This window comes from Pseudomonas sp. Marseille-Q1929, assembly GCF_017316265.1.
Classification (GTDB): domain Bacteria; phylum Pseudomonadota; class Gammaproteobacteria; order Pseudomonadales; family Pseudomonadaceae; genus Aquipseudomonas.
On record NZ_JAFLWU010000018.1, the window covers coordinates 10,612 to 33,666 of the forward strand.

The 23,055-nt window shown below is 64.8% G+C and carries 9 protein-coding genes; all 9 read right to left on the bottom strand.

What is annotated here, in order from left to right:
- Nucleotides 1–118: 118 nt before the first annotated feature.
- The 9 genes from J1G37_RS18890 to gspG all read right to left on the bottom strand — a co-directional run bounded on the left by J1G37_RS18890 (nucleotide 119) and on the right by gspG (nucleotide 23,011).
- Nucleotides 119–12,625, bottom strand: a complete 12,507-nt coding sequence (locus J1G37_RS18890; protein WP_207044384.1) for a filamentous haemagglutinin family protein — start codon at nucleotides 12,623–12,625, stop codon at nucleotides 119–121.
- 185 nt (nucleotides 12,626–12,810) lie between these two features.
- Complete coding sequence (locus tag J1G37_RS18895; RefSeq protein WP_207044387.1) at nucleotides 12,811–14,013, bottom strand: substrate-binding domain-containing protein; 1,203 nt, start codon at nucleotides 14,011–14,013, stop codon at nucleotides 12,811–12,813.
- Between the two features lie 459 nt (nucleotides 14,014–14,472).
- Entirely contained in the window at nucleotides 14,473–15,681 is a 1,209-nt protein-coding gene (gene gspF, locus J1G37_RS18900) for a type II secretion system inner membrane protein GspF (RefSeq protein WP_207044389.1), read from the bottom strand.
- Complete coding sequence (gene gspE, locus J1G37_RS18905; RefSeq protein ID WP_207044391.1) at nucleotides 15,681–17,099, bottom strand: type II secretion system ATPase GspE; 1,419 nt, start codon at nucleotides 17,097–17,099, stop codon at nucleotides 15,681–15,683. Before gspE ends, gspF begins: the two co-directional genes overlap by 1 nt.
- A 763-nt stretch (nucleotides 17,100–17,862) precedes the next feature.
- Nucleotides 17,863–20,148, bottom strand: a complete 2,286-nt coding sequence (gene gspD / locus J1G37_RS18910; RefSeq protein ID WP_207044404.1) for a type II secretion system secretin GspD — start codon at nucleotides 20,146–20,148, stop codon at nucleotides 17,863–17,865.
- Nucleotides 20,145–20,648, bottom strand: a complete 504-nt coding sequence (gene gspM, locus J1G37_RS18915) for a type II secretion system protein GspM (RefSeq protein WP_207044406.1) — start codon at nucleotides 20,646–20,648, stop codon at nucleotides 20,145–20,147. The genes gspD and gspM overlap by 4 nt, the downstream gene beginning before the upstream one ends.
- Nucleotides 20,641–21,687 carry a type II secretion system protein GspL gene (gene gspL, locus J1G37_RS18920; RefSeq protein ID WP_207044408.1) on the bottom strand — a complete coding sequence of 349 codons (1,047 nt, stop codon included), beginning with the start codon at nucleotides 21,685–21,687 and terminating at the stop codon, nucleotides 20,641–20,643. The genes gspM and gspL overlap by 8 nt, the downstream gene beginning before the upstream one ends.
- Nucleotides 21,684–22,553: a type II secretion system minor pseudopilin GspK gene (gspK, locus tag J1G37_RS18925; protein ID WP_207044410.1), complete on the bottom strand. Its 870-nt coding sequence runs from the start codon at nucleotides 22,551–22,553 to the stop codon at nucleotides 21,684–21,686. Before gspK ends, gspL begins: the two co-directional genes overlap by 4 nt.
- 8 nt (nucleotides 22,554–22,561) lie before the next feature.
- A complete protein-coding gene (gene gspG / locus J1G37_RS18930) occupies nucleotides 22,562–23,011 on the bottom strand; it encodes a type II secretion system major pseudopilin GspG (protein WP_017734605.1) in 450 nt (149 codons plus the stop codon).
- Nucleotides 23,012–23,055 lie beyond the last annotated feature (44 nt).

Genomic DNA, 23,055 nt, shown 5'->3' on the forward strand with positions numbered 1-23,055 from the left:
GCAAGCCCGCTCCCACACAAGCCCGCTCCCACATTTGGATCTGCGTACATTCTCAAGCATCAAAAAAAAGGGCGATCAGTGATCGCCCAAAGCTACATCGAGAGGTCCTTCAAAAACGCTACAAACTGATCTGCTGGCGCTCCTCATCCGTCAACCGCGCCCGCGCCTGTTCGCTCAGCGGCCCGGCGCCCAGCACCTGCACCGGGCTGTTGGGGTTGTAGCTGGAGCTCTTCTGCTCCGGCTCACGCGGTACCGGCTCCGTGCCAAAGCCCAGCACTTCCACGGTGACAATCGACGGCCGCCCCTGCTTCGCTGCCGCCTGCTGATTGCGCGCTGCGTCTTCTGCGGCCTGGGACGCCGCCGCCCCCGCCGCGCTGGCCGAGCTCATGGCGCCGGTGTTGACCGTGGCCGAGACCGGCACCCCGGACGACTTGCCCTGGGTCTGGATGTTCGCCGCGTTCACCACCCGCAGGGCGGCAATGTTGATGTTGCCCGACACCCGAATGCCCGCCTCGCCCGCATCGATGGTGCCCAGCGGCGCGATCAGGTCGATGTCCCCCGCCGGCACTTCCGGGATCGGGTTGAGCGTGGCGATCCCCGCGCCGGTACTCGGCACCGACGGCGACAGGCTGACGTTGCCCCAGTTGTCGTAGACCCGCTTGGGCGGCGTGTACACCACGGTGGTCTTGGAACCGCGCCCGGCGTTGATGTCGCCCTCGGCGGTCCAGCCCATGATCGAGCCACCAAAGGTGGTCATGATGCGGCTTTGCCCGAGCAAAATGCTGCCCATGGAGTACAGCTGGATATCCCCGGCGCCCTGGGTGATCACCCCCGCGGTGGACGGTGGCGCCGCACCTTCGATGCCGAAGGTCTGGCCGCCGCCCGGGGTGAACATCTGGATCGAGCCGCCGGCATTGGTGTGTACGCCCGAGCCGTTGAACAGGGTGATATCGCCTTGATGGGTGATCGGGTTGCCGGCCACATCCTTGTCCGGGAACAGCGCGGCAATCGCGGTGCGGCCACGCAGGTAGCTGCCCTGGCGCACGCCGCCGTCCTGGTTGTACTCGCGGCCAGCGGCCTTGAGTTCGGCGAAGTACACGTCGCGGGCAAACACCCGTTGCTGCTCGGCAGGCAACGCCGCGTAGTAGGCACGGGCCTGCTCACTGTCGCCGACAAAACCGAAGCGCTCGGCCAGCCAGGTGACCAGTTCGTTTTCATAGGTCTTGGCGACCTTGACGCCCTGCAACGACTCCCCGGGTTGCGCCTGGTTGAGCGGGGTCAGGTAGGTCGCGACGAAGCGCTGGTAATCCGGCCCGTTGGCGCCGACACCGGCCTGCATGACGATGCTCGCACCGGGGCGGGTATCGCCCGGCAGGATCGCGCCAAGGCTGGTCACGCTGTGCTCGCCGCCGGCGCCGGTCAGCAGGATGTTGCGCCCGGCGGAAACTTCCAGCAGGCCGGGGCCGGCGACTTGGAAGTTGCTGAAGAGGATGTCGCGGCCAGCGGAGACGATGGAGATGTCGTTGGGGTTTTTGTGGATGAAGAGGTTGTCAGTTGGCGTCGCGATACTCATCCCGGCTAAACCAAAAATACGACCACTACTGACGATATCCCGCCCAGCCATCATCCGAACCGCGCCATTCCCTTCATACCAGGTCTCACCTTGGTGCGGATCACCTGGGTTCGTGCCAAACGTGATACCCCTGCCACTGCTCACCCCGACCAGATCACCGTCCATCGCATAAAAGCGTGCCGGCTCAGTACTGCCAGCGGATGAAGCCGCCGTCGTGCCAGACCCGAATGCGAACAACGCCCGGGTAACCAAGTTGCCATTGACTGACAGGTTACTGGTAACCACTGCGTTACCAATACTGCCTTGATACGCAGGGTTCCAAGGGGTCGCCATCGCACTCTGCGCCGTCCCGGACTGGCTGACCGCCATGCCGCCAGCGTAGATCGAGTCCTGGGCGAGGAATTGCAACTGGCCATTTTGTCCTGGCGCCAACAGCAAAGGATAAGTGAAGGTGTTGTCACTGTTTTCCTGCTGCATGGCCGCTTTACCGTAATACAAGCTCCCGCCAGCCGCCGTTGCCCGCACAATTGACGGGTAGACCACCGCTAGGTCAGTCGGCGTACTGGATCGACTGAGGGGCGTCAGGTTACCGCCCAGGGAAAACAGGTCGATGGCCGTGTCCTTGGTCCACAACGTGAACCAACTGGCGCCAGTACCCAGGGTGGTGCCTTGTGCAAACGGCGAGGCATGGCTGATCGACACCCGGCCCGGGTCTTCAACGTTCTGTACCACCAGATCGCCCAGGGTCTGCACATTGAACGTCGCGTCACCCGGCACCAGGGTCATTCCGCCACGCGCCACGCCACGGGTCGAGACCAGCGGGTCGAATGCACGCGTCTCGCCGGGGCTCTGTTCGGTAGATGTATTGCCGTACAACAGATCGACGCTGCCCACGGTGGCGCTGCGCAACTGCACATCCCCGCGAAGATTGACCAGCACGCCATCACGGTGGTCATCGGAGTTTGCAAGACTGGCGGGGTTCAAGCTGCCACCGATGCGCACCCGCAGATCGCCGCCGCCGGTCAACTGCAAGCTGCCATCGCTGGCAACCTTGCCCGTACTGCCGACTGCCAGCACCAGGCCTTGGCTATGGGGGTTCATCGCCGTGTTGCTGAGGCCATAACCTAGCGTATTCAAGACCCCGGCGTTGCCATCGACATTGACGGTCAGGTCACCACCGCCGAGGGTGCCAAATCCGGTGAAGCCAAGCATGGTATCGGCCCCCGAAGGCGTCGCAGCGTAACTGCCGAAGTTGATCCACCAGGCGCTCGGCTGCGCCTGCCCTCCGGTCGCCACCGCATTGCTGCCCTGGCGCCATAGCCAGTTGCCGACGTCAGCCGAGTCGGTCCCGATATCCTTGGGATCGGGACGCCCGACAGTATTCAGAGTGGTGCTGGTGATATCACCGGTCAAATCGCCCCCGGCAGTGATCGTCAGATTACCCCCAGCCTCTGGATACCACGCCCGGTACAGGCTGGTGGGCGAGCCGTTGACGAACTGCTCGAACAGGCTGCCCGCGCTCAGCACGATTTTTGCCACCCCCTGTTTCGCCTTGGGCTGGTTATAGGGGTCGCCCTGGAAGGTGCCGGAAGACGACGTGCCAGCGGTGTACACCCCATACAACGAGTCCATGTTCAGGTTGCCTGCACTCAACAAGTCCAGGTCGCCGGTGCCGGTGCGGATCACGCTGAAACGTGTGCTCGCCGGTGCGGCCGCATACTCCAGCGGGTTTTTGAGCTGGCAAAACATCATGCTGGCGGCGCACAGCTGGTCGACGGTAAACCGGTTGAAGCGATACACCAGTTCGTCGGTCATCTCTGCACCCAGCGTTACCACGACCCCCGCCCTCGCGAAGCGATCGACGGAGTACTGGGTGAAGACATAAGCCCCCGTGGTCCTGCAGAACTGCGGGGACGCACCACAAAAGTCATTGATCGAACCCTGGTTGAGGCCATCGAGTACCTGCTGATCGACAGGATCACCCGCCTTGACGGTCACCCCTTTGCCCCCCAGATACGCGACCGCAGCCGCCGTCCAGACTTCCACGCCACGCGGCGGCAATTGCTTGGAGAACATGCCGTAATGCGTATCCGCCAGGTGCAGGTCGCCGCTGCGCGGATGCGCTTGCAGGATACGGTTGTCGGCGGCCTCGGTATCGGCGCCTGCAACCAAGCGCAACGACCACGATTGCGTGCCTTCGGCCAACATCGGCGCGATCGCCCACAGCTGCCCGGACCCGCCAGCGCGCAGTTGCACCGACCTCACGCCATCGGGCAACTTCACGTTGGTGCCGGCAGGAATCAGCGCGCCTTTAGGCAAGTCCTTAATGCCATCGAGCAACACAAGGTTGTTACTGGGATTGGCCTGATGCACGCCTGGCAACGGCACGCCTTTCGGCCAGAGCATGCCCTGCAACACGGTGCCCTCGGTCAACAACGTACCGGCGCCCAGTTGCGTGCCTTCGGCCAATGTCTGCGCCTCGCTGAGCAAGGTGCCCGCGGCGAACAACAGATTGCCGCCCGCATCGCGCACGTCGGCCGCGACAACGCTGCCAGCCGGCAGTATCAGTTCCTGGCCCAATGTCGCCGTTACCGGCAGCCGGGTGTTGGCCGCGACCGTCAGGCCCTTGATCGGCAAGTCATAGTTCAACGTGGTGCCCGCCGGGAACGCCGTGCCATCGGCCAGGGTCACGCCGTTGCCCGGCACCACCACCGTACCGCCCCGGTAGTCGATACCCGGCAGCAACACCCAGCCCTTGTCGTCCGCCGACGGCGGTGGCGGCGCGAAGCCGTCGTTGATGCTGCCGTAGATATTCAGGTCGCCACCGGCACGCAGGGTCAGGCTGCCGGATTCACCGGAACCGTAGACCGTGTCGTCCTGCTGGCTATGGGGGTTGAGGCTGGCGTAGCGATAACGGGACAGGTCCAGGTCGCCCTGCACCACCAGGTCACCGTCCGCCGTCTTGCTGACGATTTCCACGCCGGGGCGCACATGGAAAGCATCGGCGTAGGTGGCGTTGTTCAGCCCGGCGAGTTTGTTTTGCAGCAAGTGGGTGTTCTGCAACGCGGCGTTGATAAAGTCGTTGCTCAGCGCGTGCTTGCCATCCAGGTAGCCCTGAGTGATCTCCTGATAGGGCTTGCCGCTGGCGGTGGCGTCGGTTTTTTCCGGGGCATCGTCGTAGGTGGCCATGCCATTGAGGCTGATGGAACGCGCGCCCTGGATCGTCACGCGGCCGCTGGCGTCGATGGCGATGTCATTGCTGCCGAGGCGTGGCGCGTTGAGTTCCAGGGTGCCGCGATTGCGCCCGTCGTTGCCGGCCGCGCCGTCGGTGCCGTGACGCAGGTCGATACGGGCGCCGCTGGCGAGGGTCAGTTGGCCGTCGCCAGAACCCAGCGCCACCATGGCGCGGTTGGGCGAGTCGATGATTTTGCCGTAGCTGTCCACCCGCAGTTTGCTGCCGTGGGCGTCGAGTACCGCCGTGCCGTCAAGGGTCAGGCCGTGCTTGCCGGCCAGGGTAATGCTGCCGACGCGCTCACCGCTGGCGTCCACCAGGCCGTTGACGCGCAGGCGGCCGTTGTCGAGGGACACGCTGATGTTGCCGGCCTTGAGGCCGTTGCCGATGGTCAAGTCGCCCTGCTTGAGCTGGAAGCTGCGGCCACCATAGACCGCGCCCTGGTTGAGGCGCCCGTTGAGGTCGGCAAATTGCTGGTCGAGGGAACCGCTGCCGCCCAAGTGCTGGGCCTGGAGTTCCACGGTCGCGGCCTCGTAGGGCATCGACGTGCCACCGGCGGCGTAATAACCGCTGCTGCTACCCAGGATCTTGCCTTGCAGATCGACGATCCCGGCCGCCGCGTCGGTTGCCACCGCGCGCAATTTACCGGCCTGGTTGTGCTGGGCCGACAGGTCGATGGTCGAACCGGCGGCCTGGCGGATATTGCCGTTGCGGCTGTCGAGCAGCACGTCGCCGCCCCAGCCGTATTGGGTCACATCGTTGAAGGCGATGGGGCGCCCGGCCACGTCGATCACTGCGTCATCGGTCAACACCACATCGCCACGGGCACTGAGACTGACCTTGCCGCTGGGCAACACCACCGCCCCGGCCACGCGGATGCTGTCGCCTTGCAAGGCCAGCTCGGCGCCCTGGCCGCTGGCGGTGCCACGGGGACCGGCGGAGGCGCCGATATCAATTGCGCCACCGGCGGTAATGCGGTTCACCGAGCCGGAAACACCGGTCATCAGCGGTGTGCGAATGGTCAGGTTGCCGCCGCTGTACTGGAAGCCGGTGACCGGGTCATAGGCGCCCTGGCTCTGGTACACCTTGAGGCTGCCCTTATGGTTGGCGGTGACGCGCTCGCTGGCGTTGAGATTGACGTTGGCAAACCCGAGGGCCAGGCGGTCGAAACTTTTCACATTGCTCGGCTGGCCAAAGTCGCCATAGCCGAACTCGATGCGCTCGGCGTTGATGTCGAGGCGCCCGCTGCCGGTGCCCGCGCCGCCTGTCACCACGGTGCCAGGGGCATTGGTGGCGCCCAGCCAGATCAGGTTGGCGGTGTGGATCGTCGCCACATCATTGGCGCCACCGGCGCCATACATCGCCGGGGTGGACAGCATCAGGTTGCTCAGCAGCGACTTGCCGGTGAGCGGGTCGTAGGTGTCGAGGCTGGTGGTGCCGTAGAAGTTGAAGCTGTCGCGGGCGGACAGTTGCAGGGTTTCCAGGGCGGGCGCGCCGAATTGCGTGTCGCCGCGCAACAGGCGGTCGAGCAGCGCTTGGGTCAGGGTCAGCCCGGCGGGTACGCGGTTCCCCGCTGCGGCCAAGGCTTCGACGCTGCCCAGGTTGATCGCGCTGACACCGAGGTTGAGGTGACGGGTGCCGTAGCGCACCGAGTCGCCCAGTTGGAACGTGCCGTCGGTCAACGCGACGATGCTGCCATCGGAATACAAGCCAGTCCCACCACTGCACGCGCCACTCTCGCAGGCGCCGACGTTGATGCCCTGACTGACACCGCCTTGCGAACGCGCACTCACCACATTGAGCAGCCCGTTGGACACGGCCAGCATGTTCAGCACCTGGTAGATAAACCCGTCACGCGCGTCGTAGCTGGCCTTGCCACGCCCGAGGGTGTTGATCGAGGCGCCCTGCTCGACCACGATCCCACCGGTGTCGCTGACCAGGAACACTTCCGGCGCGGCAAGGGTGGCGCCTTCGCGCAACGTCACCGTGCTGTTGGCGCCATTGAGGCCTCCTGCCAGCCCGATGAAGTTGCCGGATTGGCCGTACTCCACCACGGTCATCCCGCCCACCACCAGGCGTGAGGCGCCCAAGGCATTGAGGGTGTCGGCCTTGAGGGTGATGCCGGCGTAGTCTGCCGTGGCGGCCTTGCCGGCGCCGATCACTTCAATGCCCTGCCAAGTTGGGTCCGTCACGGCCACCGTACCGCCGTACCCGCCTGAAGCAGGATCAAACCGCCCTACGCCCTCGAACGAAAAGCCATCGGCACCCGCACCGGGGCGCAGCGCCAGCTTCAAGGTCTTGGCGTCGGCTTCCAGCATCGGTCGCGGCACGCCTAGCCGCGCGGCATCGGCTTTGGCGAACTGGGCATAGCCTGTTTCGTTGTATTGGGAGTAACGGCGCAGGGTATCGGCGGAAGTCAGGATCAACTGGCTGGCGATGCTGTTGCTGATCCCGGTATTGGCAATCGACAGGTGCCCGGAAGTGGCCCACGAGCCATTGCGCATCAAGGTGGTCGCCGCGTCGCTGCCAAGCCCGGCGAGGCCATTGACCTCCACGCGAAAGGCCCCCGGCAGCAGCGCGTAGGTGGAGGGCATCAGGGTGTAGGTGCCCGCCGGCAACCCCGGCACGCCGGCGCCGATCGTGACCTGCTGGCCGACCATTGGCGCTGAAGCGCCGCCCTCCGGCGCCACGGGCGCGGCACCCGGCTGGATCCCCGGCACAATTGCATAGACCGGGTTGGTGGCCAGGCCCGGCAGCACAAACCCGCCGTTGGCGCCGAACTGCACCAGCGGGTTGAAGCGCGCGTCAGTGGAGCCGCCACGGCCGGAAATAAAACCAGCCCCGAGCAATTCGCCACCGCCGGACAGATCCAGCGTGGCCTGCGGCTGCACGGCCACCGTGGTACCGCCGAGGATCACCCCGACGCTCAGATCGCTCATCGCCGTGGCCACGCCACCCTGGCCGATAAACGTGACCTTTTGCCCGTTATAGCGGTACTCCTGGCCGTCCAGCGTGCCGCCATACGGCAGCACCAGGCCCTTGCCACTCACCGAGGTGAGACTGCCCGGCAACAATTGCACCAGACTACTGCCCATACTGCCGATGTCGATCAGGCCCAATGGCGCACGCACCACACCGCCCTGGCGAACCGTCGCCGCGCCCAGTTGCAGGCGGCCGAAGGCCGAATACGGCATGGCGGCGTCGGCGGTGCCGGTACGGCCGATGGTCAGCGTACGCAGCGGGTCGAATTGGATCGAGTTGGCAGTCACTTCCCCCAGATATCCGGCGATCACCCGCGCACTGGCCTGGGTGCCCGGATACAACTGGGCCGCGCGCAGGGTCATGTCGCCATGGGTCAGCAATTGCGTGCTGATACCCGGCGCAATGGCGTTCTCATTCGGCCCGGCGAGGAAGCGCAGGTCGCCCTGGCTGGTCAGGTTCACCTGATCAAAACCGCGACGCTCGATGTCCAACAAACTCCAATCCGCCTGATTCAGGCTGCCCTTGAGGCCAAACAACACACTGCCGCGCACATCGATCAGATTGCCACTGGCATTGAACTGCGCGGCCGTCTCCAGAAACGACGGCTTGGGCAGCTCGATAATCGGGCGAATGTACTGGTCCTTGCCGGGCGTGTTGATACCGCTCAGCAATAGATACGGTGCCGACAGGTTGACCCGCGAATCGCCGGCAGCATTTTCACTGAGGGCAAACGCCGAACCGAACAGGCGCAGGCTCTGCCCCATCGCCAGTGCAACGTCGCCGTCAAAGCCCATGATGCCGTTGCTCATCAGCGCCAGGTTATCAAAGCCGCCGGCGCTGACTTGATCCACCCCCAGGCGCCCATGGCCGTATTCCAGGCCTGCGGCAGCATCCTCTGGCGTGCCCGCCAGATCGTGACGCTGATGGGTCTGGCTGATCAGCAATTCACGGCCCTTGAGCACCTGATCGACGGCGGTAAAGCGCTCGTAGTTCGGGCTTTCCAGCGCCACCGCCAGGCTGCCGCCCGCCGCGCCAGCGCCGCCCGCCCTGGCGACAAAACTGCCGTCCAGGTACAGGCCGTTATTCGACGCCAGGCTGATGCTGCCGCCATTGCTGGCCTGCTGCACCAGGCCCTGCCCGGCAATGTTCAGTGGCGCCTGGGTGCCGGAAGCGTCGAGGCGCGCACCTTCACGTACCACCACAAACAAATCACTGGCAGTGGCAATGCCCGTCGTCAGGTCGAGGGTGCCGCCGATATTGATCGTGCCGCCGTCGCGGACCACACCATAGGCGCGGCCACGGTTGTCCAACGCGGTCGCCGCCCGCGCTGCGGCATCGATCAGCGCGTGTTCGCCGACCCAGATCGAGCGACCATGGCCGAGGGAGTTCACCGCATCGTACGCGGCGGCGCGCAGCCCTCCCAGGGTGATGCTGCCGCCCCAGGCATTCAGCGTGCCGTCCATGTTCAATTGGCCGACACTGCGCAGGTTGATGGCCTGGCCCGGGTCAACATTGATCACCGCGCCTTGGCCCACCGTCAGCACGGTGCTTGCCATTTGCTCGGCGGTGGAATTGATCTCGCCGGCGTTCAGGCTCAGGGTTGCGCCACGGCGCTGGGTCAGTACGCCCTTGATCGCGTCTTCCTGGTAGAGCGCGGGAGTCCAGCGCTCCAGGGCGCTGGCTGGATCGCTGCCAGTGGCGGCAGACAACGCCTGCTCACCCGCGCGCAGCACCGGGGCGCGGACATCGACCTGCGTGCCGTCGGTGACCAGCAAGCCTTCATTGCCCGTGATGTCGTAGGCCGAAAAGCCCTTGTTGAAGAAGTCGCCCGCCAGTTTCAGGGTGTCGGCATCCGCAGCCACGGTGCTGTCACCGATCTGCACCTTGCGCGTCTGCAACGCCAGGGTGCCGCCGCCGTTGACGCCGTAGCCGCGCAACTCGCCGTCCAGGCCCAGGGCGCCGAGTGCGCTCAAGGTCACGTTGCCGCCCTTGCCGCCCGCCAGTTTGCCATCCACACCGAGCGTGGCGCCGGAAGACGCGTCCACCACGCTACCGGCCGCCAGGCTGATGTTGCCGGTGCCGCGCAGCGAGACCTTGCCGCCGTTCACATAGGCCACGCCAGTGTTGTTGGCAGCGTCCAGCAGCAGGTTGTTCCAGCGCCCGCTGACGTCGAGCTTGACCCCTTCCGCCACCGTCAGGCGGCCATCGCCCGGCAGGATCGTATCGGCCACCGCGCCGTCCTTGAGCGGGTCGACCTGGCTGAGAATGTTCCCGGCATGAATGCTGCCGCCGTGGGCCGTGAGGTTGGCGTTGACCGCCACACCCGGCGCGAACAGGGTGATGGTGCCGCCGTCGGCGACGTTGAGCGCGCCGTTGACGCTGACCTGCTGGTTGGCCGCAACCTTGACCGCACCCAACTGGAAGCCGTTGAGCTGTTCGCTGTCGAGCACAACCTGGCCCTGACGCTCGCTCGGCAGTTCCGTGGTGAGATCGAGGCCGTCGGCGATTTTTTGCGTGTTGCTGTCGATCAACACCTGCTCGGCCGTCGCGCCCAACGCATACCGCAAGGTGCCCGTGGTCTTGTTATAGATCGGCACGTACTGGCCAATGATCAACTGCGCGCGCTGGGCCATCGCGTTCTGCGACTGCTGGTAGCCGTCGAGGTTGATCGCCGGCGCCTGCATCTGCCGCTCGCCCTGGAACACATCGCTGACCACCTGCCCTTCGAGCACCGCGCTGGTGGTGCCGACCACCAGCTTGCCGGCATCGCGGCCCACGGTATAACCGGCCTCGTTGCGCCCCTGCGGCGCGATCAGCGGGTTGTAGTAATACTCGGTCTGGCCCCAGCGCACGCTGGTGTCTTCATAACCCTTGTAGATCCCGGAATAGAGAATGTCCCCCGGCGCCCGCGACAGCTCATACAGGCGGCGATCCGGGCCCTTGAGCCAGGTCTGGCGGATATAGCCGTCCTGCACATCCACGGTACCGCCGGACAGGTTGATCTGCGCGCCCTGCTGGGTCACCACATCCTTGCCGGTAAAGGTCACGGTGCCGCCCTGGGCCATCCACTCGCCCACCGAGTGGCCCTGGGTACCGAGGTAACCGCCGACTTCCAGCAAGCCGCCCGCGGTGTACCAGCGGTCCGTGGCATAACCGTTGGTGCCCGCCGCGACAAACACCAGCTCGCGCAGGTCCACCCACACATCGTTGTTGATCAGTTGCCCATTGTCGCGGTTGACCGCGGCATCGCGCTGTTCGTTGCCCTGCACGTTGATCTTGATGTTGTTGGCTTCCATCGCCACCTTGACGCCGACCGCCCCCGACACGTCGATGATCGCGCCATCGCGCACCAGGCTGCGCTGGCCGGCGCTGACTGCGACCTGGCCGCCGGTGGCCAAGGTGATCGAGCCTTTCTGGAAGTCCACGGTGCCGCCGCTGACGATCTCGATGCGCGACTGGTCGGTGCGGTCGGCCACCGCGCTGAGGTGGTCGAACTGGCCGTCGATCAGGTTGGCGGGCTTGCCGTCGAGCAGGGTCAGGCCGTTGTTTTTCTGGGTATTCAGGGCGGTGCTGCCGCTGGCATCCAACAGGATCGCAGTGGTGCTGCCGGCGCCGAGGGTGACGCTGCCGGTGCTGTCGCTGGCCGAGTTGAGCAAGTGAATCGTGCCGCGTGTGTCCACCGAGGTGCTGGCCAGCGCCACGCCGTTTTGCTGGACCTGGTGACCGGTCAGGGTGATGTCGCCGGTGGACGCCATGATCAGGCCGCTGTTGCTGACCTTGCCCGCCGCGCTCTCGAAGTTGAGGGCGGTGGCGACTTCATTGCCACGGGTGGTGGAACGCTCGTTGCCTGCCGTGCCGACGCCTTTGCGGATGTAGAAGCTGTCACCGGCTGCCAGGGTGGCCTGGCCCTTGGCGGTAATGATCGTGCCGGCGTTTTCCACTTCGGTGCCGAGCAGCAAGGCATAGCCGCCCGCATCGGTGGAGGTGGCGGCGTTGTGGGTCTGGATCAGCGCACCGCGTTGCACCTCGACCTTGCCCGCCGCATCGGTGAAGGTCGGCTGGGTGCCGGTGGTATCGACGTAGAGGCCGCGTTGGGTGAACTGCTCATCGGTGATGTTCGCCGCCGCCGCCACCAGGTTGCGCACATTGACCTGGCTGGTGCCGCCGAAGACCACGCCGTTGGCGTTCATGATCATCACCGTGCCCGCGCCCTTGATCTGGCCCTGGATCTCGCTCGGCCGCGCATTCGGGTCATTGACGCGGTTGAGCGCGGCCCAGTTGGACTGCTGCTGGAAGTCCACGGTGGTGTTGCGCCCGACGTTGAAGGTCTCCCAATTGAGGATCGCCTTGTCGGCGGTCTGCTCGATGCTCACCGTGGTCTTGCCACCCGCCTGGGACTGGGTCGGCGCCTTGGCATTGATCCAGCCCTGGGTCAGGCTGTTGTCCACCTGCAAACCGCCCTTGCCCAGGCCATCGGGAATGTTCGACACCTGCCCCAACGCCGCCTGCCGCCCCGCCGCCTGCGCCGCCTGCTGGGCCGCAATCGCCGCGACGCTGGTGTTCAGCGTGCTGATGGACCGCGCCAAACGCTGGTTGACCTGCGCCTGCTGGCTCAGCGTCGGCATGCCCGGCACCTGCCCCGCGCTCAAACGCGCAGCGGTGGTGGCGCGCGTCGCGCCTTTTTCGGCAAACCACGCAGCACTGAACGCCTGGGCGGCATGGGCATTGCCCGCCACCATCAACAAGGCAATGGCCTGGGCCAGCGGCTTGAGGCGCAACACGGTCTGGGCACGCGGGCCCTGGGCATTCAGCTTGAGCGTGGGTTTGCAGCGGACCATCGGGAATCTTCCTTCTTTGTTAGCGCCCCGGGGCAAGACAGGCGCACGTATGAGGGTTAGGCGGTTGGCGAGGGGCGCGACTGAACTTCTGTCATGCAAAGTTCATATACGGCTGCTAACGCAAAAAAAATCAGCAACGGCGCAGGCCGTTGCTGATCGGTGGTGCGGGTCGTTGAAAGCAGGGGTTACAGCGGACGACCGATGGCGTTGCAGACGCTGGTGTTGCCAATGCCTTGGGCGTTGGAAACGGTCGCGAAGGTGTCGGTTACCGCTTGTTTCCAGTTAGCTGGCAGCGGTACGAAGCGGTTGTCGTTGATGGCGGTGTCGTTGTTGATGGCTGCATCGTAGTGACGCAGGAAGAAGTCTTGCACTTGGGTAGTCTGGGCAGCGTTGGCGTAGCACTGGCTGAAGATCAGGTTAGTGAAGCCCAGGATCGGGTAGCCGGTGGATGGGTAAGCGAAAGTGGACGAACCGCTTGCAGTAGCGGCGAATACTGGAACCCAGTTGTCTTGGTCAGTGGCGTCGATGAACGAACCATTCGGACGGGCTTGGGTTGGCGCGAGGATCTGACCGATAGCGGCCGATACGTTGCCTGGAGCAGGCGAAACACCGCCAATCTTGGCAACTTTGGTGGCGTCATCCAGACCGGCCAAAGTAGTCGCCGCGTAGTCCGGGCTCATGTAGGTGATACGGCCTTGGGCAGCGTTCAGCGCAGTCATCACGCCTTGGCTGGTGGTAGCAGGCACTGCGCCGGCTGGCAAGGTGCCGGCGCTGACGCCGGCAACGAAGCCGTAGCTGTCTTTGAAGGTAGTGGTGACGGCGAACTTCTTGGCTTCGGTGCACTTGGCGTTGAGGAAGCGGGTGAACAGCTCGGTGGTGCCGCTCGACTCGTCACGGTAAACCACGACGATCGGGCCAGTACGGCCGGAGCCGGTGATTTGGTTCCAGGTGGTCAGGCGACCGGAGAACACGCCGCACAGTTGTGGAACAGTCAGGTCAACCGCGTTGGTGCCGGTCTTGTTGAACGGAATGGCAACCGAAGTGGCCACCGAAGGCACCTGGATCAATTTGCCCCAGGTCGGCTGTTTGTTGGTTTTGTAAGCCAGCAGCTCGGCAGCCGACAGCTTGGAATCGCTACCCGCCCAGTGCACGTTCTTGTTGGTCACACCGGCCACAAGCTTGGTGTAGTCGTTGTTCAGGAACGCAGCCTTGCCGTTGCCGCTGCCAACGCCGATGTAAGGGGCGAAGCCGGCAGTCAGTACGCCGGCAGTCTGGTACAGCGGCTGTGGCAGAGTGGCGCCGCCGCCGTTTACGTCTGCGAATGCAGCCTGTGCCGAGCACAGGGCAGCGAGGGTCATGGATACCGCGAGAACGTTGCGCTTAAACATGAAGAAGCTCCTTTCGTCGTGTTTGTACGTTTGGGGTAGATGGCTCTTGCATGACGCCATGGCTTCGGTCCCAAGCCGTCTTGCGGGGGTGGCCAGGGGTGAAAACCATGGGAGAGAAAGTCGCAGTTTCCGATGACGGTTATGGGAAAAAACCTCGGGAGGAAACGCTTGATTTTTAAAAAGATTCTCGGGTGTTTTGGTCATGCTTTTGAGCGGTTTGGGGGTAGGTGACAGCGAGGTTTCAGTGGGTGGGGCTGGAGGCCGTATAGAGCTTGGGATGTGACGAAATGAGGAACCCGAGGTTGAACGGGAGTACAGGAATTTTACTGAAAACACACAGACCCCATGTGGGAGCTGGCTTGCCTGCGATAGCGGTGGGTCAGCTAAAAATTTTCCAGCTGGAAGACCGCTATCGCAGGCAAGCCAGCTCCCACAGTTGATTTGGTTCACACAGCAGGATCAGGTGACGAGTTGGTTGATTTCGATGATGGGCAGCAATACGGCCATGACGATGACGAGCACGACCGCGCCCATCACCACGATCATCAACGGCTCCAGCAATGCGGTCATGCCCATGGCCCGCCGTTCAATATCGCGGGACAACGTCTGCGCCGCGCGCTCCAGCATCGGCGGTAGCGAACCGGTTTTTTCGCCGCTGGCGATCAGGTGGATCAGCACCGGTGGGAACACCTTCTCCACCGCCAGCGCCGGGGCGAGGTTGACGCCTTCGCGCACTTTGGCGGTGGCGTCGCTGACGCACTGGTCGAGGCGGTCGTTGGACAGGGTTTGCCGCGCCGCCTCCAGCGCACGCAACAGCGGCACACCGGCGCCGCCGAGGATCGCCAGGGTCGAGGCGAAGCGTGCGGTGTTGAGGCCCAGCACAAAGCGCCCGATCAACGGCAGGCGCAACACGCGGCTATGCCAATTCAGGCGCGCCACGGGGTTGCGTAGATACAGGCGCCAACTCCAGAAACCGCCGACGATCCCGGCAAAACACAGCCAGCCCCAGGCGCGGATGAAGTCGCTGGCGTTGAGCATCGCCAGGGTCAGCCCCGGCAAGTCCTGGCGTGCCTGGGAGAACGCGCTGACCACCTGCGGCACCACGTAGCTCAACAGGAAAATCACAATGCCGATGGACACCAGCCCCACCACCCCAGGGTAGATAAACGCGATGAGGATCTTGCCGCGCAGGTTGTTGCGTTCCTCGATGTAGTCGGCGAGGCGTTCCATCACCTGGGCCAGGTCACCGGACTCCTCCCCCGCCGCGATCAGCGCGCGGTATATCGACGGAAAGTCCCGTGGCCGCGCCGCCAACGCCTCCGCCAGGCGCATGCCGCCACGCACATCGGCGCGTACGGCGGCCAGGGTCTGGGCGATGTGTTTTTTCTCGGCCTGCTCCACCGTCGCGCTCAACGCCGCTTCCAACGGCAGGCTGGCGCCCAGCAGGCTGGCCAATTGGCGCGTGGCCCAGGCCAAATCGTTGTCCGAGAGCTTGGGGGTGAACAGGCTGCTGCCCGCAGCTTGCTGGTTGCCTTCGAGCTGCACCAGCAACGCGGTCAAGCCGCGCCCGCGCAGGCTGGCAAACGCCGCGCTCTGGCTGTCGGCCTCCACATGGCCGGACTCGACCTTGCCGCTGGCATCGGCGGCTTCAAAACGATAGCGATTCATCAGGCGTCCCGTGTCACACGCAGGATTTCTTCGGGGGCGGTGGCGCCGCTGCGCACCCAGCGTTCGCCGTCTTCACGCATGCTGAACATGCCGGCGCGGCGGGCGGCCAGGCGCAGGTCCTGCTCGCCGGCGCCCTGGTGGATCAGGCTGCGCACGTCGTCATCGACGCTGAACAATTCATGAATCCCCGTACGGCCGCTGTAGCCGATCTGGTTGCAGTGCGCACAACCAACCGGGCGCCAGGTGCCGGGCGCGGCCGGGTCTTCCTGCTTGCAGTGCGGGCACAGGCGGCGCACCAGGCGCTGGGCCAACACGCCCAGCAACGACGAGGCGAGCAGGAAGGGTTCGACGCCCATGTCAATCAACCGGTTGACCGCCGACACCGCATCGTTGGTGTGCAGGGTCGCCAGCACCAGGTGCCCGGTGAGCGAGGCCTGCACGGCGATTTGCGCGGTCTCCAGGTCGCGGATCTCGCCGATCATGATGATGTCCGGGTCCTGGCGCAGGATCGCGCGCAGGGCGAGGCCGAAGGTCATGTCGATCTTGGCGTTGACCTGGATCTGGCTGATGCCCGGCAGGTCGTATTCCACCGGGTCTTCGACCGTGAGGATATTGCTGGTGCTCGCGTCCAGCCGCGCCAGGGCGGCGTAGAGGCTGGTGGTCTTGCCGCTGCCGGTGGGGCCGGTGACCAGCACGATGCCGTGGGGCTGGCGGATCAGGGTGTCGAGACGGGCCAGCAGTTGGGGCTCCATGCCCAGGGTTTCCAGCTGCAAGCGCCCGGCTTGTTTGTCCAGCAGGCGCATGACCACGCGTTCGCCATGGCCGGTGGGCACCGTGGACACGCGAATGTCGATGGGCCGCCCGGCCACGCGCAGGGCGATGCGGCCGTCCTGGGGCAGGCGTTTTTCGGCGATGTCGAGTTGGGCCATGATCTTGATCCGCGAGACCAGCGCGCCGTGCAGCGCCTTGCGGGGGGACACGACGTCGCGCAGGGTGCCGTCGACGCGGTAGCGCACCACGGAATGGGTTTCGTAGGGTTCGATGTGGATGTCGCTGGCTTCGTCGCGGGCGGCTTGGGTGAGCAAGGCGTTGATCATGCGGATCACGGGGGCGCCGTCCTGGGTGTCGAGCAGGTCGGTGACTTCGGGCATGTCTTGCATGAGGCGGTCGAGGTCGACCTCGTTTTCGGCGGCGCCGACGACGGCGGCGGCGCTGCCGGTGTCGGCGTAGGCGCTGGTGAGGAGGCCGTCGAGTTCGTCGTCGCGGACTTGTTCGATGGGGGATTGGCCGAATTGACGGTGGACTTCGCTGATGGACCAGCCGGGGGTTGAGGGGCACACCGTTAGCAGCATGCCTTCGGCGTTGTGGCGCAGGAGGATGCGTTGGGATTTGGCCCAGGCGTAAGGGAGTAGGCTCATTGGAGTACATATCCATTATTTGGGTAACGGCTACCTATGGTTCCGCCCTTACGGCGGGTCACTTTGGAAAAGCCCCAAAGTAACCAAAGGGCTCTTGCCCCAACACTCGGTGCCTCGCCTAGGCTCGGCATGCCCGTAATCCGACATGGATTTGGGGGGCCGCCGCCACGCGCCATCCATGGCGCGGGGCGGCTAAACCGGCATCCCTGCCGGTTTACCCCCCAAATCCATGCCGAATTCCGGCCAGCGTGTTTAACGGGGCGCCTAAGATCAAAATCAAAAACAAAGCGCGGCGGCCTAGTAGCCGACCGGGTTTCTGAAGCTGACGCGTTCCCCTGTGGGAGCTGGCTTGCCTGCGATGGCATCAACTGGGTGTGCCTGATGTACCGAGTTGTCTGCATCGCAGGCAAGCCAGCTCCCACAGGATGGTGTACACCGGACCAGCTCTTGATCTGCTTTTGATCTGCTTTTGATCTTGATCTTGCTTTTGATCTTCGTCGCCCCGTCAAACCACGCTGGCCGAACGCAGGCTTGAATCCGTGGGCAACCCGGCAGGACGCCGGGTTAGCCGTCCTGGGCCAGGGATGGCCCATGACGGCGGCCCACGGATTCAAGCCTTCGTTCGGGCATGCCGAGCCTAGGCGAGGCACCGAGTGGTGGGGCGAAGGCCTTTTGCTTACTTTTGGGCCTTTCCAAAAGTGAGCCGCTGTAAGAGCGGAACCATAAGTCGCCGTTACCGCAGCAACGGATATGTACACCGCAATCACTGCGGCACCGCCCGAATCACAGCCCGCGGCGCCTGCTGACCAGGAATCGCCTTCTCCACCGACGGCAACTGCGGCGCCTGCACATCCGGCATCGCCCAACTATGCTCCGGCTGCAACCCCCCTTGCGCCCGCCGCATAAACTCATACCGATTCAACGTAATACTGCGCCCCGCCCCACTGTCCCGAATAATGTAGGGCCGCAAAAACACCATCAGATTGGTCTTCGTCACACTGCGCTTTTCATTACGAAACAACGCCCCCAACCCCGGAATATCCGACAACCACGGCACCGCATCATTACTCTGGCTATACCCATCCTGCAGCAACCCACCCAGCACCATGATCTGCCCGTCATCCAACAAAATACTGGTATCAATCGCCCGCTTGTTGGTCACCGTCCCCGCCTCCACCGAAGCTCGCGTATCCACGCTGCTGACCTCTTGGTAGATATCCAGCTTCACCGTGCCGCCCTCGGAAATCTGCGGCCGCACATTCAACTTAAGCCCCACCTCTTCGCGCTGCACCGTCTGGAACGGGTTGTTGCTGGTGCCCCCGCCACCGGTCACATAGCTGCCGGTGACAAACGGAATCGTCTGCCCGACAAAAATACTCGCCGCTTCGTTGTCCAGCGTCAGCAGGTTCGGCGTCGACAGCACGTTGGTACCGCCCTTGCTCTTCAACGCGCGGGCCAGCACCTTGAGATCCAGCACCTTGCCAATCCCCGGGATGTCCACGGTGCCATTGACCAACCCGATGTTCAGCCCCTTGGGCAGCACGTCGATACTGGTCTTGCTGGTAGGCGTCGAATTCACGCCACTGCCGCCAAGGTTGACCCCGCCAAAACCACCCTTGCCGCCCAGGTTACCGGCCTGCCATTGCACGCCAAACTCGGTGGCATCGTCCTCGCCGACTTCGACGATCAGGCTTTCAATCACCACCTGCGCGCGGCGTTGGTCGAGCATGTCGATCACTTCCCGCAGGTTGCGGTACAACGGGTCCGGCGCGGAGATCAGCAAGGTGTTGGTGGTAGCGTCGGCCTGGATGGTCACGCCGCCGGCGCTGAAGGCGGTGTCCTGGTCCTTGCTGGTAGTGGCGCCGGTGGTTTGTTTGTCCTGGCCGTAACTCGATTGCACACCGCTGCCGGTGGGTGTGCCGCTGCTGTTTTGCGCGGCGCTGCCTTGGGTGTTCTGGCCCGTGCCGCCCATGGCACTGAGCTTGCCCCGCGCTTCGTCGCTGACCCCGGATTCACTCTCGCCGGTCAACAAACCGCGCAGCGACTGCGCCAGCTTGCCCGCCTGGGCGTTGCGCAGGTACACCACGTGCATATTGCTCGGGTTGCTCTGGGCGTTGTCGAGCTTGTAGATCAGGTTGCGCGCCAGCTCGGTGCGTTCGGGGCTGCCGGAGCGGATGATGATCGAGTTGGAGCGCGGGTCGCCGACCACGTTGATCTTCTGGGTCTGGTCGGCGCCCTGGGTGTCGAGCAGTTCGGCGACCATCGCCGCGATGTCCACGGCAATGCCGTTCTGCACCTTGACCACGTCGGTGTCGATGGCGCTGGGGGTGTCGATGCCGCTGATGATCTGCGCCACGCGGGCGAGGTTTTCTGCGTAGTCGGTGATGACGATGCTGTTGTTGCCGGGGTAAGCGTTGATCGGGTTGTTCGGCGACACGATGGGGCGCAGCACCGGGATCAGGTTCACCGCGTTTTCGTATTGCAGGCGGAAGGTGCGGGTCTGCATGCCGCTGCTGCCGGCGCTGTAGATCGGCCCGCCGAGCAGCTTGGCGTCGGCTTCGGGCACCACTTGGGCGACGCCGCCTACATCCACCACGCTAAAGCCCTGCATGCGCAGCGCCGCCAGCAGCATGTCGTAGGCCTGGTGCGCCGGCACCTGGCCTTCGCTGACCAGGGTCAGGTTGCCTTTTACCCGCGGGTCCACGAGGAACTGTTGGCCGGTAGCGCGGGACAAGGCGCGCACCACCGCCTGGATGTCCGCATCGACAAAGTTCAGCTGCACCGGCTGGTCACCCAGCGGGTTGCGCGCCTTGATCGCGGCCGGGGCGTGACCACGGGCGCTGCTGGTGATGGGGTGTTGCACGGCGGGCTTGGGCGCGAGTTCGCGTTGGCGGTCCAGCGGGCTGTCGCTGCTGCGGCGGGTGTCGGCCAGGGGTTGGCCGAGTTCGCTGTCCACCAGCAACGGCTTGGCCGCCTGGTTGCTGCACGCACTCAGGGCCAGCAACAGCAACGGCGCGGCCATACGAAACGGGGGAACTGACCACTTCATGAAGCTTCCTTAGCGCCAAGCGCCTGATCCATGCGAACGGTCCCGGACACAGTGCCGGCCGAGTTATCGACGGCATCCCCGGCACGTTGCAAACGCGCCTCGGACACCTCCAGGGAAAACGAACGGGGATTGCCCAGCAGCCAGTCCACCACCGCGTCGGCCGGGGCGTTGTCGAAGGTCAGGTGCCAGCCGCCCGGGGCCTGCGCCTGCAATTGGTAATGGCCTTGCAGGCCGGCGCTGTCGAGGGCCTGGCGCAGCGTGGCTTCGTCAGCCTGGCGCGGCGCGGCGACGCCTTGCAACAGCACCTGCAAGGCTTCGGCCTGGGCGCGCAACTTCGGGGTTTCGGCCTGCCAGTAGTCGATTTTTTTCAGCGCGGGCTGGATCAGGATCAGCCAGGTCAACAGGCCCGCCAGCAGCACGCCGACGCCGGACAGCATGCGTTTTTCGCGCAGGGCCAGACCGTTCCAGAACAGCCGCAATTGTCGCGTCCACTTATTCATCGCTGGCTCCCGTCGCTGCCGGGCCAATGCTCCAGCCGTGCTCATCGCGTGTCGCGGCAAAACCGGCCTGGGCCAGCGCGGCCTGCCAGTCGGCCTGGGCCGTCGGGTTGCGGCTGTCCGTGAGCAATTGCAGGTGCAGGCGCCCTTGTTCAAAGGTCAGGCGCTCGACGCTGGCGACCATAAACGGCAGGTTGCTGCCCGCCAGTTGCAACAGGCTGCTGAAGCGCTGGCCGGGATCGGCGGCGGCACCGGTCTGGCGCGCGGCCAATTGTTGCCGGGCCTGCTGCAAGGGGTTGAGCACCACCGGCAATTCGGGAAATGCCTGGCGCACCTGCTGGCTCATCAGGGCCTTGAGGCGCTGACCTTCATCCACTTGGCGCGCGGCGTAGAGGTTGAGGCCCAGGGTCCACACGGCCGTGGCCAGCGCGACACAGGCCAGCGCCCTACCCCAGCCACCGCTGGCCGCTTGGCTGAGGCGCGCGTGCAACCCCCAGGCGGGTGCTGCGCCCGTCCAACGCTGCGCAGCGTCCACCAGCGGCATATCCAGCCCTTGCTGGCCCAACGGGTGCACGGCGGCTTGGTGCAGGCTGTCGCGGGTCAACAGGTAGCCGTCATCCAGTGCGGCGGTGCCCACCGGCAAGGCGTAGGGCGCCGGGTACAGTCCGCGCAACTTGAGCGGTACCTGGGCCAGCCGTTCCAGCCCGACCTTGGGCACCCAGGCCACTTGCACGCGGCCTTCGCTGTCGCGCGGGCCGTGGGCCACGTGCATGTGTTCCAGCGGGCCGAGGATCAACGCTTGCGCGGCGCAGGCCACGGCGGCGGCGGTTTTTGCGGCGGGCAGTGGCGGCAGTTCAAGGCTGGTGAGCAGGCTGTCGCGTGGGTGCAGGAAACACTCCGCCGCCTGCCGGTGTTTGCTCAGTTGGATCAGGCTTTCATGGCCTTCGGCGACAACCACGCCACGCTCCAGCCAGAAGAATTTGACCTGGCTCTCGGCGCTCAATTGGTCCAGCGGCGGCAAGCCAATACGCAAGCGTTTCATACGCCCACCCGCGACCAGATCACCTGCGGCTGGCGCTCTTGCGGGCGATGCAGCAACGCGTCGATGGTCACCCGCCGCTGCTCACGCCGCGCCTGGCCCTGTACGCGAAACCACTCGCTGGTAATGCCCACCTGCACCGACTCCACCGCCACCTGGGGCAAGTGCAGGCGGTTGACGAAATCCCCACGGTTGATAAACCACTGGCCGCTGTCACGCTCCGCCACCAGCCCTTGGGCCTGGGACAGGCTGAGCTGGGGCACCACCGCGCTGAGCACTTCGGCGCTGGCGGTGTTGCCGTTGACCCAGCTCTGCCCGGGCAGCACGCTGATATACCCTTGCAGGCGGCGCAGCAGCACGGGGTCCAGGCCTTCGATGGCGCTCAACTCGTCTACGCTGCGCAGCATCGGGTATTTGGCCGGCACTTCGTAGGAGCCGATCACCCGTTGGCTGATGCGCCGGCTCACCGCCGGATCGACCCCCAGCGTCCGGCACAGGCGCTCGAAGCTTTGCAGTTGCTCGGCATCCGGCAACTGGCGGTTGACCAGGTTGCGCAGGTTGAACTTGCCCTGCTCGTCTTCGATGCGCCCTTCAAACGCCCCGCGTTGGGCGTAAGCCCAAGGTTGGTCGAGACGGGTCAGCACGTCCTTCTGACGCGCCTCCCAGAGCATCTGCCGGCTGCGCTCAAGGCTGCCCTGCAACAGCCACTGGCCCTGCACGCGCAATTGTTCGGCTTCAAGGCTGCGGGTGAACACGGTCTGGCGCGTGAGCATGCCACCGGCGATCACCGCCACCACGGCCGCGATCAGCAACGCGCTGATAATCGCCATGCCGCGCTGCTTCGCCGCTGGGGGCGAATGCCGTTTCATGGCGCGCCTTACAACTGCCAGGAGCCGATATCGGCATTCACGCCGTCGCCATCCGGCTGGCCATCGGCACCGAGGGAGAACACATCGACCTCACCGTTGGCGCCCGGGTTGAGGTAGTGATAAGGGTGGCCCCACGGGTCATTGGGCAGGCGATCGAGGTAGGCGCGCCAGCTGCTGTTTTTCGCGTCCGCCGGGCGTTCCACCAGCACTTTCAAACCCTGGGTCATGTTCGGATAGGAGCCGTGGTCGAGGCGATAGAGTTTCAGCGCCTGCATCAAGCCGCCGATGTCCTGCTTGGCCGCCGTGGCGCGTGCCTGGTCCGGGCGATCCAGCACCTTGGGCACGACCATTGCCGCGAGAATCCCGAGGATGACCACCACCACCATGATCTCGATCAAGGTGAAGCCACGCTGGCCGCGAGGGCTGGGCAAGGGGGTTGTTAGGCGCGCGATATCCATCTCGACATTCCTTGGCTGGGGTGCATTTCGTGGCGCAGTGTTGC